The following is a 15,966-nucleotide window of genomic DNA, read 5'->3' as shown; positions in this document are numbered from 1 at the left end:
CCAAGCGATGATAAACGATAATACGCCTTTCTTCAACAGAGCGCATCGTCCGCGTTTTGTTTGCCGCTTGCCGTTTCCGTCCGCGCTCTTTCTTCGGTAAGCATATCGCTGTAATAGCGGCTTTCGATCGCGTTTTCATCGATACCGCAGTTTTTGAAAATCGACATGATCGCGCGTTTTGCGTTTTTCGTATGCGTATCGTCTTTTGCGAGCACTTCGATTTCGAGAAAGTCTCCGAGCGGCGGCACGGTACACAGCTCGATGTGCGCTTTTCCCGCTTCCGTTTCGGCATACCATTCTTTAATAATTTTTTCTTTTACGTGCGAAATGCCGCCGCCCGCATCTTTAATAAACGATTCGATCGCATCCGTTTCGGAAAGCGTACATTCTTTTTCATCGTTCACTTCGACCGCGATGCCGTCCGCATCTTTTCGTAATTCTTTTCGTTTATACGTAAACGTGATTTTCGTTTCGCCCGTTTTTTCGTAAACCGTTTTTCGTATGCGGCAGCCGATATGGCCCTGTACCGCTGTATTTTCCGAATGCACTTTTATGTCAGCGCGCTTCGAGGATGACCTCTCCGTATCGGTCGGCGCAATGCGCGGCAGCCGGTAATAAGCGTCGCGCTTGGTAAGCATACCTGTGTATTCGGCAAAAGAATCGAGCGCGCGGGCGACTTCCCCGCGGTCTTCGACATGCGCTTTCAGTTCGATTTCGTACATAATTCATTGTAGCACGGGAGTTTTTTTTGCAAAAGCGCCCGAATGCCCGCTTCCCTTGCAACGTGCTTTTACCGACTTTTAATACGTGATATAGTAGCGCTATGAAATTGATTTGCGCGCCTGTCGCAACGGTTACACACGCGGCTTTCCGCTCCATCGTCGATCGCTTCGGCGGCTGCGACGAATATTATTCCGAAATGATAAACGCGGCCACTTTCGTGAACGGCGGTCCTTTTGAAAAATACTATGTCATTCCCGATCCTGCGCCGGAAAAAACGGTGTGGCAGATTACCGGACGGAAAGCCGAACACCTTGCGGAAGCCGCTTCCATGATCGGCAAGCTTTCGGGAATCGGGATCGATATCAATATGGGATGCTCGGCTCCGGACATAATCAAAAGCGGGGCGGGGGCGGCATGGCTTTCGAAAGATGCTTCCGAAACTCGCGCTATGGTGCGGAGCGTGCGGGATGCGCTTTCGGGATCCGGAAAAAGACTTTCGGTTAAGCTCCGCCTCGGCGACGAACATTTTACCGACGAGCGATTTTTTTCGCTGTGCGATATGCTCGTTTCCGAAGGCGTGACGCTTTTTGCATTGCATCCGCGCACGAGTAAAGAAAAATACCGTTCGCCTCTCAGGTGGGAATACGTCGAGCGCCTTGCCCTGCGATATGCGGATGACGGCGTTTCCGTCGTTTTAAACGGCGGTGTGCACGATCCGCCGTCGTTGCACGATGCCCTGCGTGCCGCTCCTCACGCTTCAGGCATTATGATCGCGCGGGGAGCGATCGAAAAACCCTGGCTCTTTGCCGAACTTGCCGCCGACTTGCGGCATGAAAGTTTTGCTGCGGTGATCGATCGCAAACGGCTCGCCCTCGACTTTATCGATATGCTTGAAAAGTATCAGCCGGAAGAATTTTGGAAAACTCGCATGCAGCGTTTTTTTACGTATTACTGCCGCGGTTTTTCATTTGCGTATTATTTTCAAACGCAGATGCAAAATGCAAAGGATACCGGCGATGCGCGAGATCGCATTCGAGATTATTTTCAAAAGCAGGCTGACGACGTACTGCTGCGTCTGCCGTAAAATCCGTATATGTTAATAAAAAAAGCGGTGACAATGCACCGCTTTTTTTATATTTCCGATAACTGTTTGATTATTTTTTTGCCGCCGGCTTTTTTGCCGGTGCTTTTTTTACTGCCGGTTTTTTTGCAGTCGTCTTCGCTGCGGGCTTTTTCGCCGTTGTTTTTTTTGCGGCAACTTTTTTTACGGCCGGCTTTTTCGCCGTCGTTTTTGCTGCGGGCTTTTTCGCCGTTGTTTTTTTTGCGGCGACTTTTTTTACGGCCGGCTTTTTCGTTGTTGTTTTTTTAGCAACAGTCTTTTTTGCAACGGGCTTTTTCGCCGTTGTTTTTTTTGCAGCCGGTTTTTTTGCTGTGGTTGTCTCCATAGTCAACTCCTTGTGCTTACTGCCGGATAAACCGACAGTCGTTATCTTTGCAGCTTCTCTCTTCCCGACGGGAGGTAAAGCTTTAGAACCTTTGTTCGGTGCGAATTGATTAATAAATAATTCGCACTTAAATGATGCTTTTATTTTAGCATCATTGAGAAGAAAATACAACGCGCGTACAAAATCCTTCTTCTCATTCTGCGCATACAAAGTTGCGGCAGCGATATAATATGTCAAGCTGCTGTCCGACAGTTCTTTGTTGAACCACCGTATGCCGTCGAAAAGATTGCTTCCCGAAAGCATCGGAGCGTTTTCGCTTTGCATCAAATACACAGCAGTATCGTATGCCGCCGTCTTCAAGCTCTTTAATAATACTGTTTTTTCGGCAAGAGGTGCAAGTGCAATCACTCTCATCAGTTCGTTTCGATCGGGACAGTTCGGACATCCCGTTCGCTTTATATATTCGGCAAGTTTTCGCGCGAAATTAAATTTTTTCGCACATCCGCAGGCGGCAAGTTCCGCAATCGTTGCAAGACAAATTAATAAGATCGGAAGATTTTTTTCGGATAGCATAAAATAAGCGATGATATCATCGGCGTCTTTTGTTTTTAATAATTCTTTGTTATCATCAAGAGAATTTTTTTCTTTTAATAATTTTTCATACGACGATACGGATGTGAGAAATATTTTATTAAATTGCTTGAATTGTGTTTCGGGTGAAGAGAGCGTAACGCCGCCGTTTTCCGCAAAGCGCTTGGCGACGGTATAAAATGCGAGAGCGCTTTCTTTTACTTCTTCCGTGATTTGCCGCGCTTTTTCGGTAAGGGATCGCGTTTCACAGGGAGCTTTGTCGTCCGGACATAAGAGCATTTTTACTTTCGGTATTAATACCGCGGCGAAGGATTCAAGGGCTTTATACAGTTCCCGGTATTCGATTTCTTCCCAAAACGTATCGAAATCTTCCGCGCCGCGTCCTGCAAGCGTTTCGCACAGAATGCGGTATTTGTGTGTGTCGGTATCCGCAACTTGACGGATATCCGTATAGACTTGCGATTCGAATCCGTTCAGCGAAGCGAACAAACCGTTTTCGCGTATGTCGTCGTTTTTGCGGATGTAGTAGAGTCCCGAACGTTGTTCGCGGAAAATGCAGTAGGTATCGTCTGTATCGCTGAGCTGCAGGCCTTCGGCTATCGAATGCGTTACGAGGGTTTTATCGTTTTCCCCGTTTCCCGTTTTCAGCGCATACGGTACGGATTCTTTGATCCAGCCTGCAGTCCGTTCGTATGCGTTATTGTAGATGACGATCGAATACTCGCCGTCCGCGCTGTTCGAATAGGCGAATACGTTTTCATCGACTCCGCCTTCGTTCCACAGATCGTAAAATAAAAAATTTTCGACATCCGCAAAAATCCGCCGCTTTTTCATAAGCGGAAAAATATCACGCCGGTGCCGCGCTATAAAACCTTCGTCGGGGCTCTCGTTCCGGTATGCCCGCGTATATTCCATGCCGTATTTTTCTTCGAAGCCTTCGATCTGTCCGTGTCCGAACATCGGAAGGCCGGGCATCGTAACCATAAGCGTACACACGCCGAAGTATTTGTCGCCCTTACCGAACTGTGCGACGGCGGTTTCTTCGTCGGGATTGTTGACAAAGTTTACAAACCTCTTGAGCACTTGCGGATCGAAGCGAAGCGTATTTTTTATCGTGTCGCGGTATTTTTGATTTTCTTCTTTTTTGAGCATGTTCATGAACGCGCTGTTGTAGACGCGATGCATACCGAGCGTGCGGACGAAGTAGCCTTCCATCATCCAAAAAGCTTCGGCGAGCAGCAGCGTGTCGGGAACTTCGGTTGCGATCCTGTCGACGACTTCTCTCCAGAATTCGTTCGGAATCGCACGGTTGAATTCTTCCGTTGAAAGAGAGGTTTCGCTCCGCGTCGCGATGTCTCCTCCGTGTCCCGGCTCGGGATACCACAATCGTCTGATATGTTTTTTTGCAAGCACCATCGCCGCATCGAATCTGATGATCGGAAAATTTTTTGCGACTTTGATGATTTCCTGCATCACTTCTTCGCGCGCGGCGGGGTTCAGAAAATCGATTTGAGCAGTATCGTTCCACGGCAGTCCCGTACCGTCGTTTCCGTGGTAGATATAACGTACGTCTCCGGTGTAGTTGTCGATCCGTTTGAATATGACGGCACAGTCGGTTTTCGTATAATAATGATCTTCGAGGTAGATTCCGACACGCCCGTCTCGTGAAAGATTTTCGCCGTTGAACGTGTACTGAGGGAAGGGGCAGTCTCTCCGCTGAACGAAGAGATCGGGCTTTTCGACGATCCACTTCGAATCCATGCCGGTGTGATTGGGCACCATGTCTGATGCGAGCCGGATGCCGCGCTGCCATAATCGCGTGCGGAGATTTTCAAGCGCGCTCCATCCGCCGATATCATGAGCGATTTCATAATCGTAGAGACTGTATGCGCTTGCGGCCGCCTCCGGATTTCCGTTGATCTGCTTTATGCGTTTGCTCGCATAGCTCCTCTCCCACAAGCCGATGAGCCAGAGTCCCGTAAAGCCTTCGTCCCTAAGCGTGTCGAGTTCTTCGTCGGGAATTTCGTCGAGGCGGGTGATCGCGCGTCCGTATTTTTTTGAAAGTTGATCGAGCCATACGAGCACCATCTTTGCGATGAGTACGACGCGCGGCATCCATGCGCTGTCCGTACTGAAGCGCTCGTATTCTTTTGAAAGATTTTCATAGCTGTACGGTACCGCTTCGATTTCACCTCCGCCGTGCCACGCCGCTTTTTCCTCTTCCTGTATCGTATCCATGCCGGCAAGCAGACGCTTGATGAGATCTCCGAGCATCGTCGCCCAGTGCGTGCGGATATAATCGAGCTGATCTTTGAGGCTTTCGGGGTTGTAGACGACGGGTTCTTTCAGCATGGAAATAAGATCGTGCCGAAACGGTCCGAACGGCGGAAGCAAAGCGAAATGACTTTTAATAATATCCCACGACTTTACGTACAGCACATTGCGGGCGAGTTTTGTGTCATCAAATAAAATGCCGAATTTTTTAAATGCGAGATTTTCGTTTGCGAGGTGCAGAAGTATAAGTTCTTCGAGCGTCTGCTCACGGTTTGTCCGCTTTCGTTTTGTTCCTTCATCGAATGCGCTTTGTGAAAGATAGTTTTGAGCGCTTATCTTACCGATATAAACGGCGTGCGGCGGAAACTCGTCGATAAACGATAAAAGAAGGTCATCCATGTGCGCCGCGCCGAATTCGGCATCGAGTTTTGCAAGAAGATCGCTGAACGATTTTGCCGCCGCATCTCTTCGATACAGCATACACACGTAGTGAAATATTTCGTCGATGAGACCCATCGCGTTGAGTGCGCCTGCAGAAATACGCTTTTCATGTTCGTTTCGTTTATCGAAAAGCGCGTTCAGTTTTTCGGCGAAAGAGCGTACTTGATATATGTCGGAGAAAATTATATTGCCGGAGGATGCGAACAGCGTTTCGTTAAAGCGGCAGAGATCTCTGACTTTTTTACTTACATGAAATTCATTGTACGAAATTTTCACCGCATCTCCGTGTTGCACTTTTTCGATATACGTTCGTACAATTATAACACGATATGAAAAAAAAGGGTAATTTTTTTTTGCGGATTTTTTTTAATCGCCAATTCCGCTATACGCTCACGGCGAATCTTTGAGCGGAAGCGGGGCTTGGCACTCGGCATAAATCAACAAGTCCGACGCAGCCTCGCAGCGAAGCTTCAAGCGGCGCCGGAGTATTAAAGCCTCCGCACGAATAAAACAAGCCCCGCGCGGAAAACGGAAGCCGTAAAGTACTTCGATGCGGCTTCCGTTTTTCATCACGTCAAAATTTTATATTGATCGTCTTTGCCGTCGTCGGCGTATACCAATTCATCCTGAATTTTCATATCGATCTTTTGACCGGCTGAAAGCGAATCGAAGCTGTGCGGATCTGCGATGATGCGCACGGAGACGCCGCCCAAGTCGACGCGGCAGTCGTTTTCGTTGCCGAGATAGTACATGTTTTGAATCGTGCCGGTGAGGTCTCCTCCCGACGGAACGATCTTTACGTTTTCCGGGCGCAGCGTCAGCACGACGTTTCCCGAAAGCTTTCCCGAATACGGTACGCTTTGATTCGTTCCCGCTATCGAAATGCGGCCGCCGGAAACCGTCCCTTTCAGGAAGTTCGCTTTTCCGACAAAGTTCGCGACGAATTGATTGACGGGATTGCGGTAGATTTCGAGAGGAGATCCGACTTGCTGTACGACGCCGTTGTTTATTAAAAACACTCGATCGCTCATCGTCATCGCTTCGACTTGATCGTGCGTGACGTAGACGACGGTGATGCCGAGCTTTTTTTGAATGTCTTTGATTTCGAAGCGCATGCTTTCTCGCAGTTTTGCGTCGAGGTTTGAAAGCGGTTCGTCGAGAAGGAGCAGTTTCGGCTCGGCGACAAGGGCGCGTCCGAGTGCTACGCGCTGCTGTTGACCGCCTGAAAGCTGGGAGGGCATACGTTTTTCGTATTGGCTCAAATGTACGATTTCGAGGATCGCACCGACGCGCTTTTTGATTTCATCTTTTTTCAGCTTTTGAATTTTCAGCGGATAAGCGACGTTGTCGAATACGTTCATGTGCGGCCACACCGCGTAGGTTTGAAAGACCATGCCGATGCCGCGTTTTTCCGGCGGCACGAAAGTCGTATCGTCCGACACGATTTTTCCGGCGATCGAAATCGAACCGGTCGAAGGTTTTCTAAAACCCGCTATCATGCGAAGCAGCGTCGTTTTCCCGCAGCCGGAAGGGCCGAGCAGTGTTATGAACTCTCCGTCCTTTATTTCAGCGTTGAACGTATCGATGACCGTTTCATCGTCGTATACTTTCGTTACGTTTTTAATACTTACCGTTGACATAATTTCTCCTAACTAATGGATAAAACTTTTACAGGAAGGGCAGCATCTTGCGCGCTCGAAGCTAAATCGAAAATTTACCCTTTGTCAATTTATTCAGCACCGTATTCATGATGATGACGATCGCGAGGATCGCCGTTGCGAGTGCCGAGGCCGTCTGCTGACTGTGAAAAGTCTGATACGTAAACAATTCCACGCCGAGCGTTTTCGTACTGTTCGAATACAAAAGCGTCGACATCGTCAGCTCGTAAAAGCAGGGCATAAAGATGAGAAACCAGCCGGCGACGACCGAAGGACTTATGAGCGGCAGCACGACGTCTTTTAAGCGCTGTACCCAGCCCGCACCCGCAATTTGAGCGGCGTGCTCGAGCGACGGGCTTATCTGCGTAAAGGCCGATACGACGGTGCGCATACCCATCATCATGTATTTGATCATATACGCGATAACCATGATGCCGATCGTATTGTAGATGTTGATGCGGAATTTTCCGGTCATCGTCATGATGAGAGCCAGGGCGATGACGACGCTCGGGGTGCCGCTTCCGACGGTTATTAAAAAGTCCGGGATTTCGCGTCCCTTAGCTTCCGTGCGTTTTAAAAGCCACGCCATGACGACGCTGACGATCATGCCGAAAGTCGCGGCGAGGAAAGCGTAAGTGATGCTGTTTTTAAACGAGTTTAAAATCGATTTACGCGAAAAGATGATTTTCCAATAGCGCCACGTGATATTGTTTTCGGCGAATACGTCTTTGCCCATGTTCATCGTAACCGACGTGGAAATGACCGTCCAAAACGGAATGACGACGACGAGAATCGCAAAGAGTGTGACGAGGATCGTAACGGGTATTCTCCATCTTCCCAAATCGACGATGGACGGATGCGTCGATTTTCCCGATACGGTGATGTACTCTTTTTTCCCGACGATGAAATTCGACACGTATAAAATTATCAACGCGACCGCCATGAGAAAAACTGCGAGGCAGGTCGCATGAGTGAGTCCTTCATCGTTTCCGATCTGCACGTAGTCGATGATGCGCGTCGTCACGGTGTATATCTGTCCCGGCGCTCCGATGATCGACGGAATGCCGTAGCACGAAGCGGCTGCGACGAATACGAGCAAAGCCGCGGCGATGAGGCTCGGAAGCGCGAGCGGAATCGTGACGGTAAAAAGCGTTTTCAGCGGAGAGGCACCCGATATGCGGGACGCTTCTTCGAGCGAGGGATCCATTTTTTCCATCGCGCGTGAAATCGTGATAAACGCATAAGGATAATAAAACGTCGTCAACACCCATACCATGCCGCCGACCGTGTAGATATTGAACGGATTTTGCGACAGGTGAAAAATCTTTGCAAGAACAACGTTCATCGTGCCGACGGTCGGGTTCAAGAGGCGCAGCCACGCCATCGCACCGACGTAGGGCGGTACCATATAGGTCATGACAAAGACGGTGCGGAATATTTTTTTGCCGTAGAGATTCGTGCGGCCTACAAGCCACGCGAGCGGAAACGAAAGCAGAACGCCGAAGAGCATCGTGAGCGTCGCCGCAACGAGCGTCGTCTTTAAGCAGGTCCAGTTGAGCGCGTATGAGTAGATGTTTTTAAAGCCTTCGAGCGAAAAACGCCCGTTGATGAACATGGAGCGGACGAGCAGGTAGACGAGCGGCAGCACTTGAAAGATGAGCAGGAATCCGACAATCAAAAAGATGATTACCCATTTGAAATCGAAATACAGTTTTTTTTGACTTTCCAATTTGCTATTCCCTTTTGTTATAATCGTACGGCAAGTAAATCTCCGGATTTAAGAGCCGCACAAGTCGTGCGCTTATGCGCAAAAATAAAAGCGCGCACAAAGCGTGCCGCCTCGTGCGCAGTCCGGGATCGGTGATTGTTTATTTTTTTATAGTGACGTGCTCTTCGAATGCCGTGCGGATCGAATCGCGTTCTTTGTAACATTTTTCCCAATCGATCGGGATCGTCTTTGCATAAGCTTCGCTGTTCGGAATGGAATCGTAGGGAACGTAATCGACATCGCCTCTGACCGAATGCATCCAGCCGTCTACCATGCACTGCTGTCCGTCTTTGCCGAGCAGCCAGTCGGTCACCGCTTCGCAGGCTTTGATGTTATTGTTTGCGCACCATTTTTCGTTGACCGTCATAACCGTCGACGGGATGCACAATACTCCGTCTTCGGGGTAGATGACCGCGAGCTTCGAACCTTCTTCCTGCCGTTTTTTCAATACCGATTCTTCGAGTATCATGATCTCTTTGCATTCGCCGGTTTCGAGCTTGGTGAGCGCGACGGAGCCGGATTCGATTGCCACGCGCTGCTTTCCGAGGCCGACGAAATATTCTTCGCCGTACGCGTCGAGGAGGCCGACGATCGATGCCATAGCGGTGCCCGACGTGAGTGGGTTCGACATGGAACTGTAGCCGGTAAGGCGCGGATCGAGCGCGAAATCTTTGAGCGTAGTCGGTATTTCTTTTGTGGAATATTTTTCGGGGTTGTAGGCGAGAACCATCGTGCAGATGCGTACCGGATACCACGCGCCTTCTTTATCGTATTCGAACGAAAGGGAAGCAGCTTCCGGCGACATATAATTGTGCAGCATGCCGTTTTCTTTCAATTCGAGCGAATAGGCGGGTTCGGCGACCATCATCATGTCGCAGCCGAGTTTGCCGCTGTCTTTTTCCGCGGCGATTTTTGCTTGAATTTTTCCAGTGCCGCCGTAAAAGAATTCCGCTTCGAGGTGCGGGAATTGCGTTTTGAGTTTTTTGCTTACCGCATCGATGACGTCTTCGTACATTGACGTATAGATGACGATTTTGCCACTGACGTCGTTTGCGGATGCATTTTTATCGGCTTTTTTGCAGCCGACGAAAACCAGCGCAAACAATACGAGTACTCCTGCCAACTTTTTCATAAAATCCTCCATAGGAAGAACCGAATTGATGACATATCGATGATTGAATATCCTTTCGGTTCCGATCAATGCTTTCATTATACTACGAGATTTTCAAAACGCAAGAAAAAAAATCGGCACCGATCGTTTTAACACAATCCGGGAAAATTAAATCGTATACAAATTTCTTGACGCTTTGCGCTCCGCTTAGTACATTTATAGTAAATACTTTTACAGGTGACAGTACATGGGTGAATCGGAAAAGGAAAAAACGGAAAACGGAACGCCTCTGAACGGCGAAGCGCACGCCGGGATGACAGCGCCGACAGGTGAAGAGAAGGCAAGCGGCGGAAAAGATGCTGCGGACTGCAAGTCGGCTGAAAAGGCGAATAGCTGCGCTTCCGAAAAATCGGGCGAAAAGCTTTCGGCGGAAGATTCGGGTAAAGATGCGCTTTCGGAGCTTAAAATGCAAATCGACGAGCTCAAAAAAGAAAACGCCGATTTGAAAGATCAAGTGCTGCGCCGTGCGGCCGATTTTGACAATTACCGCAAGCGTATGCTGAAAGAAAAACAGGACGTATTCGATTATGCGAACGAAACTCTTTTGCACGATCTGCTTGAAAGTCTCGATAATTTCGACCGTACGGTAGACGCTGCGTCGAACGCGAAAGACGTCAAATCGATCGCCGACGGCGTAAAGATGATAAACGCGTCGCTCGTCAAAATGCTCGAAGACAAGTATAATCTGTCGAGCTACGGAGCGGTAGGCGATACCTTCAATCCCGACGAACACGAAGCGATCGGCAGCGTGCAGGGCGCTGTTGCCGAACCGGTTTTAAAAGAAGTATATTTAAAGGGATATAAGTTAAAAGACAGGATTATCAGACACGCAAAGGTTATGGTGACTATGCCCGACGGTTCGGTTCAATCGGACGAAAAAGCCGGACAGAAATCCGATTCGAAATAATTGAGGAGATATTGAAATGGGAAAAATTATCGGTATTGATTTGGGAACAACGAATTCATGCGTCGCCGTTATGGAAAACGGTGAACCGGTCGTCATTCAGAATTCCGAAGGCGGAAGAACTACTCCGTCCATCGTCGGCTTTACGTCGAAGGGCGACCGCATTGTCGGGCTTCCGGCAAAAAACCAAATGGTGACGAACCCGAAAAACACGGTGTACTCCATTAAACGCCTCATCGGGCATCGCTTTTCCGAATTGAAGGGAGAGGCGACGAAGCTGCCGTACAAGGTTATCGACCACGGTGAAGACGTGAGAGTCGAAATCGAGCAGAACGGCGAAAAAAAACAGTACAGCCCGCAGGAGATCAGCGCGTTCATTTTGCAAAAGATGAAAAAGACGGCGGAGGATTACCTCGGTCAGCCGGTGACGGAAGCGGTTATCACGGTGCCCGCGTATTTCAACGACGCGCAGCGCCAGGCGACGAAGGATGCCGGAAAAATTGCGGGTCTCGACGTCAAGCGCATCATCAACGAACCGACGGCGGCTTCTCTCGCATTCGGTTTCAATAAGGATTCGACGAAAGAAAAGACGATCGCCGTCTACGATTTGGGAGGCGGTACGTTCGATATTTCCATCCTCGAGCTCGGTAACGGCGTCTTCGAAGTCAAATCGACGAACGGCAATACGCAGCTCGGCGGCGATGACTGGGACAGGCGAATCATCAACTGGCTTGTCGACGAGTTTAAAAAAGATACCGGCGGCATCGACCTGTCGAACGACGCTATGGCGATGCAGCGCCTGCGCGAAGCTGCGGAAAACGCAAAGATCCAGCTTTCGTCGCAGACGACGGCGGATATCAATCTGCCCTTTATCACCGCGGATGCGTCGGGCCCCAAGCACTTGCAAAAGACGCTGACACGCGCGCAGTTTGAAGCGATGACGGCGGACTTGCTCGATGCGACGAAAGAGCCGTGCAAAAAAGCCATGAGCGATGCGGGTATTACCCCGGATAAAATCGACGAAGTACTCCTCGTCGGCGGTTCGAGCCGCATGCCCAAAGTGCAGGAAGTCGTCAAAGCGATTTTCGGCAAAGAAGGCAACCGCTCGGTCAACCCCGACGAAGCGGTCGCGGTCGGCGCTGCGATTCAGGGCGGCGTTTTGGGAGGGGATGTCAAAGACGTCCTCCTTCTCGATGTAACCCCGCTTTCGCTCGGCATTGAAACGATGGGCGGTGTCTTTACGAAGCTCATTCCGCGCAATACGACGATCCCGACGAAAAAGAGCCAAATCTTTTCGACGGCGGCCGACGGACAGACGGCGGTATCGATTCACGTACTGCAGGGCGAACGCGAGATGGCGGCGCAAAACCGCACGCTCGGCAATTTCGACCTCGTCGGAATCCCTGCCGCTCCGCGCGGAGTACCGCAGATCGAAGTTACTTTCGACATCGATGCGAACGGTATCGTTCACGTCAGCGCAAAGGATTTGGGTACGGGCAAAGAACAGCACATCCAGATCACGTCTTCCAGCGGTTTGAGCGAAGAAGAGATCAACCGTATGGTAAAAGATGCGGAAGCGAACGCCGCGGCCGATAAAGCCAAACGCGAAAGCGTCGATGCGCGAAACGATGCCGACAGCCTCATCTACGCGACTGAAAAGACGCTCAAAGATTTGGACGGCAAAGTAAACGCTGCGGACAAGCAGGCGATCGATGATGCCGTTGCGGCGCTGAAAAAAGCGCTTGAAGGCGACAACGTCGAAGAGATTAAATCGAAGACGGAAGCGCTCAAGCAGGCGTCCTACAAGATCGCCGAAGAAGTGTACAAGCAGCAGGCGTCCCAGCAGCAGAGTGCGCAGGGACAAAGGGGCGGCGCGGGAAGCGAACAAAGCTCGCAGCAGTCGGGCGGCTTTGACAAAGGTAAAGCCGACGACGCCGAATACGAAGTGCACGACGACAAATAAAGCGCATAGCTGGCTTGGGTGATTTACGAAGCCCGGCATGCAAAGCGGATATGAACGCTGCCCGTGTATCGGCGGCGTTACCGTAAGACGCGAAAACACCTCCGTCCGATTGCGTCGGAGGTGTTTTTTATGTTATAGTTTTGCGAATACTGATTTTTGGCAGAAGATATGGCGGAAAAACGTGATTATTACGAAGTGCTCGGAGTCGACAAAAGCGCTTCTCTCGATGAAATTAAAAAGGCGTACCGTAAACTTGCGATAAAATATCATCCCGACAGAAACCCCGGCGATAAGGCGGCCGAAGAAAAATTCAAAGAAGCGACGGAAGCGTACGAAGTGCTTTCCGACGACAAAAAGCGTCCTCTCTACGATCAATACGGTTTTGCAGGCGTCGACGGTGCCTCAGGCGGTGCGCAGTACTCGCATGCGTTCCACGATTTCAGCGACCTTTTCGGCGGCATGGGCGGCGGCTTCGGCGACATATTCGAAAATATCTTCGGTGGCGGATTTTCTTCTTCTTCGCACAGAAGTTCCGACGGACCTGCTCAGGGCGCGACGCTCCGCTACGATTTGGAAATATCATTTAAAGCTGCGGTGTTCGGCACGAAAGCCGAAATCCGTTTTACGCATAACGAAGTCTGCGATACCTGTCACGGCACAGGAGGCGCTGCAGGAGCTAAAAGTAAAACCTGTCCTTCCTGTCAGGGAACGGGGCAGATCCGGCGGAGCGCGGGATTTTTTGCGATGCAGCAAACCTGTCCGACTTGCCGCGGAACGGGAACGGTCATCGACAATCCCTGTCAGGTATGTCACGGAACGGGCGTGCAGGAAAAAAATAAAATGATGACGCTGACGATTCCCGCAGGCGTCGATAACGGTAAACGCATCGACATACCGCACCAAGGCGATGTCGGTCAGAACGGCGGACCTGCGGGGGATTTGATCGTCGTCATTCATGTCGCAGGCGACCGCTTTTTCGAACGTTCGGGGCAGGATCTCTACTGTGCCGTTCCGATTACGATGGCACAGGCTTCTCTCGGCGCGGAGATAACGATACAGCTCCTCGACGACAAGCGCGTGAGTCTCAAAGTGCCTGCCGGAACGTCGAACGGAAAACTTTTGCGCATCAAAGGCGAAGGAGTGCCGTATACGGGTACTTCCCGCCGCGGAGACCTCTACGTTAAAATCGTCGTGCAAGTGCCTTCCCGCTTGAGCGCCCAGCAAAAGGCGCTCCTCGAACAATACCTCGCACTCGAAAATCCGACGACGTCTCCCGATCTCATTCCGCTCGAATCGCTCAGCCGCTGAAAAAAGGAAACGGTTATCCTTTTTGCCGCCGTTCTTGCGGAAAGAAAATTTGATTTTATCCGCTTATCTTTACGTACGAGGTCTATTCGTCTATACTGTTCACAGTCGTTTGAGCGCGCGGCAAAAACGCCCTCGAACAATTCATTTTAATAACAATGTATCGCAGAGGTGATTGTATGGGTGAACGAAAAAATTATTTTAATTCGATTCCGTGGCGCGAAGCACGCTTGCAGCTCGGTCACTGCCGATCAATGGCGAAAGACGAATTCGATGACGGAGTGAAAGCGCTCAAAGGCAAAAAGATCGTCATCGTCGGCTGCGGCGCTCAGGGTTTGAATCAGGGTTTGTGTCTGCGCGCGAGCGGTTTGGACGTCGCGTACGCGCTCCGTGAAAGCGCCGTGTCGGGAAAACGGCAGAGCTGGAAAAATGCGGTCGAAAACGGTTTTAAAGTCGGCACCTATGCCCAGATGATCCCTTCCGCCGACGTGATCGGAAACCTGACTCCCGACAAACAGCACACGCCGGTTATCACCGAAGTTTTAAAATATGCACGTAAAGGCGTTACGATTTGGTATTCGCACGGATTCAATATCGTCGAAGAAGGTATGCAGATCCCGAAAGAAGATACCGTTATCATGTGCGCGCCGAAGGGGCCGGGCACGGAAGTGTGGCACGAATTCCAGCGCGGTTTCGGCGTGCCCGATCTCATCGCCGTTCACCCCGAAAACGATCCCGACGGGCGCGGCTGGGCTGAAGCGAAAGCGCTCGCCGTCGCGATGGGCGGAAGTAAAGCCGGCGTTCTCGAATCGTCTTTCGTCGCCGAAGTGAAATCCGATTTGATGGGCGAACAGACGATTCTGTGCGGTATGCTGCAGGCGGGCACGATCGTGTGTTACAATAAGATGACGGCGAACGGTATCGCGCCGGGTTATGCGGTAAAATTTCTGCAGCACGGATGGAATTATATTTCGGAAGCGCTCAAGTGGGGCGGCATTACGAATATGATGGATCGCCTGTCGAACCCCGCGAAGATCAAAGCGAACGAACTTTCAAAGCAGCTGAAAAAATTATTAACGCCGCTTTACCGCAAACACATGGACGATATCATCAGCGGAGCGTACAGCACGGCGATGATGAAAGATTGGGACAACGGCGACCGCGATCTGCTTGCGTGGCGAGAGGCGACCGGGCGCTTGGCGTTTGAGACGACCGAAGAATCGAACGATGCGATTTCCGAACAGGAGTATTTCGATAAAGGCATTTTACTCGTCGCCATGGTAAAGTGCGGCTGCGAGCTCGCATTCGAAACGATGGTCGAAGCGGGCATTATGCCGGAAAGCGCTTATTACGAATCGCTGCACGAAGTGCCGCTCATCGCAAACCTCATCGATCGAAAAAAACTCTACGAAATGAACCGCGTCATCTCCGACACGGCGGAATACGGCTGCGCGCTCTTTGCCAATGCCGCCGTTCCCTTCCTCGAAAAGGAATTCATGCCTTCCGTCGGCATCGATGTGATCGGTAAGGGGATGAACGATGCCTGCAATTCGGTAAGCAATACGGAACTCGTCGCCGTCAATGCCGAGATCCGCAATCACCCGATCGAAAAAGTCGGAAGCCGTCTCCGCGCTTATATGACTTCGATGAAGCCTCTTGCAGAATAATGCGTTTGCGCGGTACAGCCCGTGCGCCGTGCCGCGCTTTCGCATAGTATATTGAT

The 15,966-nt window shown here is 50.6% G+C and carries 10 protein-coding genes; 5 read left to right on the top strand and 5 right to left on the bottom strand.

Annotated elements, in window-relative coordinates:
- Positions 1–32 precede the first annotated feature (32 nt).
- Positions 33–722 (bottom strand): CYTH domain-containing protein, encoded by a 690-nt coding sequence (locus tag H9I35_RS04685; RefSeq protein ID WP_187420430.1) that lies wholly within the window; start codon positions 720–722, stop codon positions 33–35.
- Between the two features lie 101 nt (positions 723–823).
- On the opposite strand from H9I35_RS04685, the gene H9I35_RS04680 reads away from it, so the two are divergent.
- Positions 824–1,807: a tRNA-dihydrouridine synthase family protein gene (locus H9I35_RS04680; RefSeq protein WP_187420429.1), complete on the top strand. Its 984-nt coding sequence runs from the start codon at positions 824–826 to the stop codon at positions 1,805–1,807.
- A 70-nt stretch (positions 1,808–1,877) separates the two neighbouring features.
- Here H9I35_RS04680 and H9I35_RS04675 read toward each other — a convergent pair whose 3' ends face one another.
- From H9I35_RS04675 to H9I35_RS04660, 4 genes are all read right to left on the bottom strand, one after another.
- Positions 1,878–5,750, bottom strand: a complete 3,873-nt coding sequence (locus H9I35_RS04675; RefSeq protein WP_187420428.1) for a histone H1-like repetitive region-containing protein — start codon at positions 5,748–5,750, stop codon at positions 1,878–1,880.
- 293 nt (positions 5,751–6,043) lie between these two features.
- On the bottom strand, positions 6,044–7,114 hold the full coding sequence (locus tag H9I35_RS04670; RefSeq protein ID WP_016521779.1) for an ABC transporter ATP-binding protein: 1,071 nt from the start codon (positions 7,112–7,114) through the stop codon (positions 6,044–6,046).
- Positions 7,115–7,175: 61 nt separating this feature from the next.
- Positions 7,176–8,861, bottom strand: a complete 1,686-nt coding sequence (locus H9I35_RS04665; protein WP_187420427.1) for an ABC transporter permease — start codon at positions 8,859–8,861, stop codon at positions 7,176–7,178.
- 139 nt (positions 8,862–9,000) lie between these two features.
- Positions 9,001–10,032 carry an ABC transporter substrate-binding protein gene (locus H9I35_RS04660; RefSeq protein ID WP_187420426.1) on the bottom strand — a complete coding sequence of 344 codons (1,032 nt, stop codon included), beginning with the start codon at positions 10,030–10,032 and terminating at the stop codon, positions 9,001–9,003.
- Positions 10,033–10,258: 226 nt separating this feature from the next.
- On the opposite strand from H9I35_RS04660, the gene H9I35_RS04655 reads away from it, so the two are divergent.
- The 4 genes from H9I35_RS04655 to ilvC all read left to right on the top strand — a co-directional run bounded on the left by H9I35_RS04655 (position 10,259) and on the right by ilvC (position 15,910).
- Complete coding sequence (locus H9I35_RS04655) at positions 10,259–10,978, top strand: nucleotide exchange factor GrpE (protein ID WP_187420425.1); 720 nt, start codon at positions 10,259–10,261, stop codon at positions 10,976–10,978.
- Between the two features lie 16 nt (positions 10,979–10,994).
- A complete protein-coding gene (gene dnaK, locus H9I35_RS04650) occupies positions 10,995–12,938 on the top strand; it encodes a molecular chaperone DnaK (protein WP_187420424.1) in 1,944 nt (647 codons plus the stop codon).
- A gap of 168 nt (positions 12,939–13,106) precedes the next feature.
- The gene (dnaJ, locus tag H9I35_RS04645) at positions 13,107–14,246 is read left to right on the top strand and encodes a molecular chaperone DnaJ (protein ID WP_187420423.1); all 1,140 of its coding nucleotides are present in this window, start codon (positions 13,107–13,109) and stop codon (positions 14,244–14,246) included.
- Positions 14,247–14,422: 176 nt separating this feature from the next.
- Positions 14,423–15,910, top strand: a complete 1,488-nt coding sequence (ilvC, locus tag H9I35_RS04640; RefSeq protein WP_187420422.1) for a ketol-acid reductoisomerase — start codon at positions 14,423–14,425, stop codon at positions 15,908–15,910.
- Positions 15,911–15,966 lie beyond the last annotated feature (56 nt).

Source organism: Treponema sp. Marseille-Q4132, assembly GCF_014334835.1.
GTDB lineage: Bacteria > Spirochaetota > Spirochaetia > Treponematales > Treponemataceae > Treponema_D > Treponema_D paredis.
Note: the sequence above shows the minus strand (reverse complement) of the source record. Positions and strands in the feature narration are given on the sequence as shown.

Coding starts and splice junctions, on each gene's coding strand:
- dnaK (WP_187420424.1), top strand. CDS start 10,995: ATGGGAAAAATTATCGGTATTGATTTGGGAACAACGAATTCATGCGTC.
- H9I35_RS04680 (WP_187420429.1), top strand. CDS start 824: ATGAAATTGATTTGCGCGCCTGTCGCAACGGTTACACACGCGGCTTTC.
- H9I35_RS04670 (WP_016521779.1), bottom strand. CDS start 7,114: ATGTCAACGGTAAGTATTAAAAACGTAACGAAAGTATACGACGATGAA.
- H9I35_RS04685 (WP_187420430.1), bottom strand. CDS start 722: ATGTACGAAATCGAACTGAAAGCGCATGTCGAAGACCGCGGGGAAGTC.
- dnaJ (WP_187420423.1), top strand. CDS start 13,107: ATGGCGGAAAAACGTGATTATTACGAAGTGCTCGGAGTCGACAAAAGC.
- H9I35_RS04655 (WP_187420425.1), top strand. CDS start 10,259: ATGGGTGAATCGGAAAAGGAAAAAACGGAAAACGGAACGCCTCTGAAC.
- ilvC (WP_187420422.1), top strand. CDS start 14,423: ATGGGTGAACGAAAAAATTATTTTAATTCGATTCCGTGGCGCGAAGCA.
- H9I35_RS04660 (WP_187420426.1), bottom strand. CDS start 10,032: ATGAAAAAGTTGGCAGGAGTACTCGTATTGTTTGCGCTGGTTTTCGTC.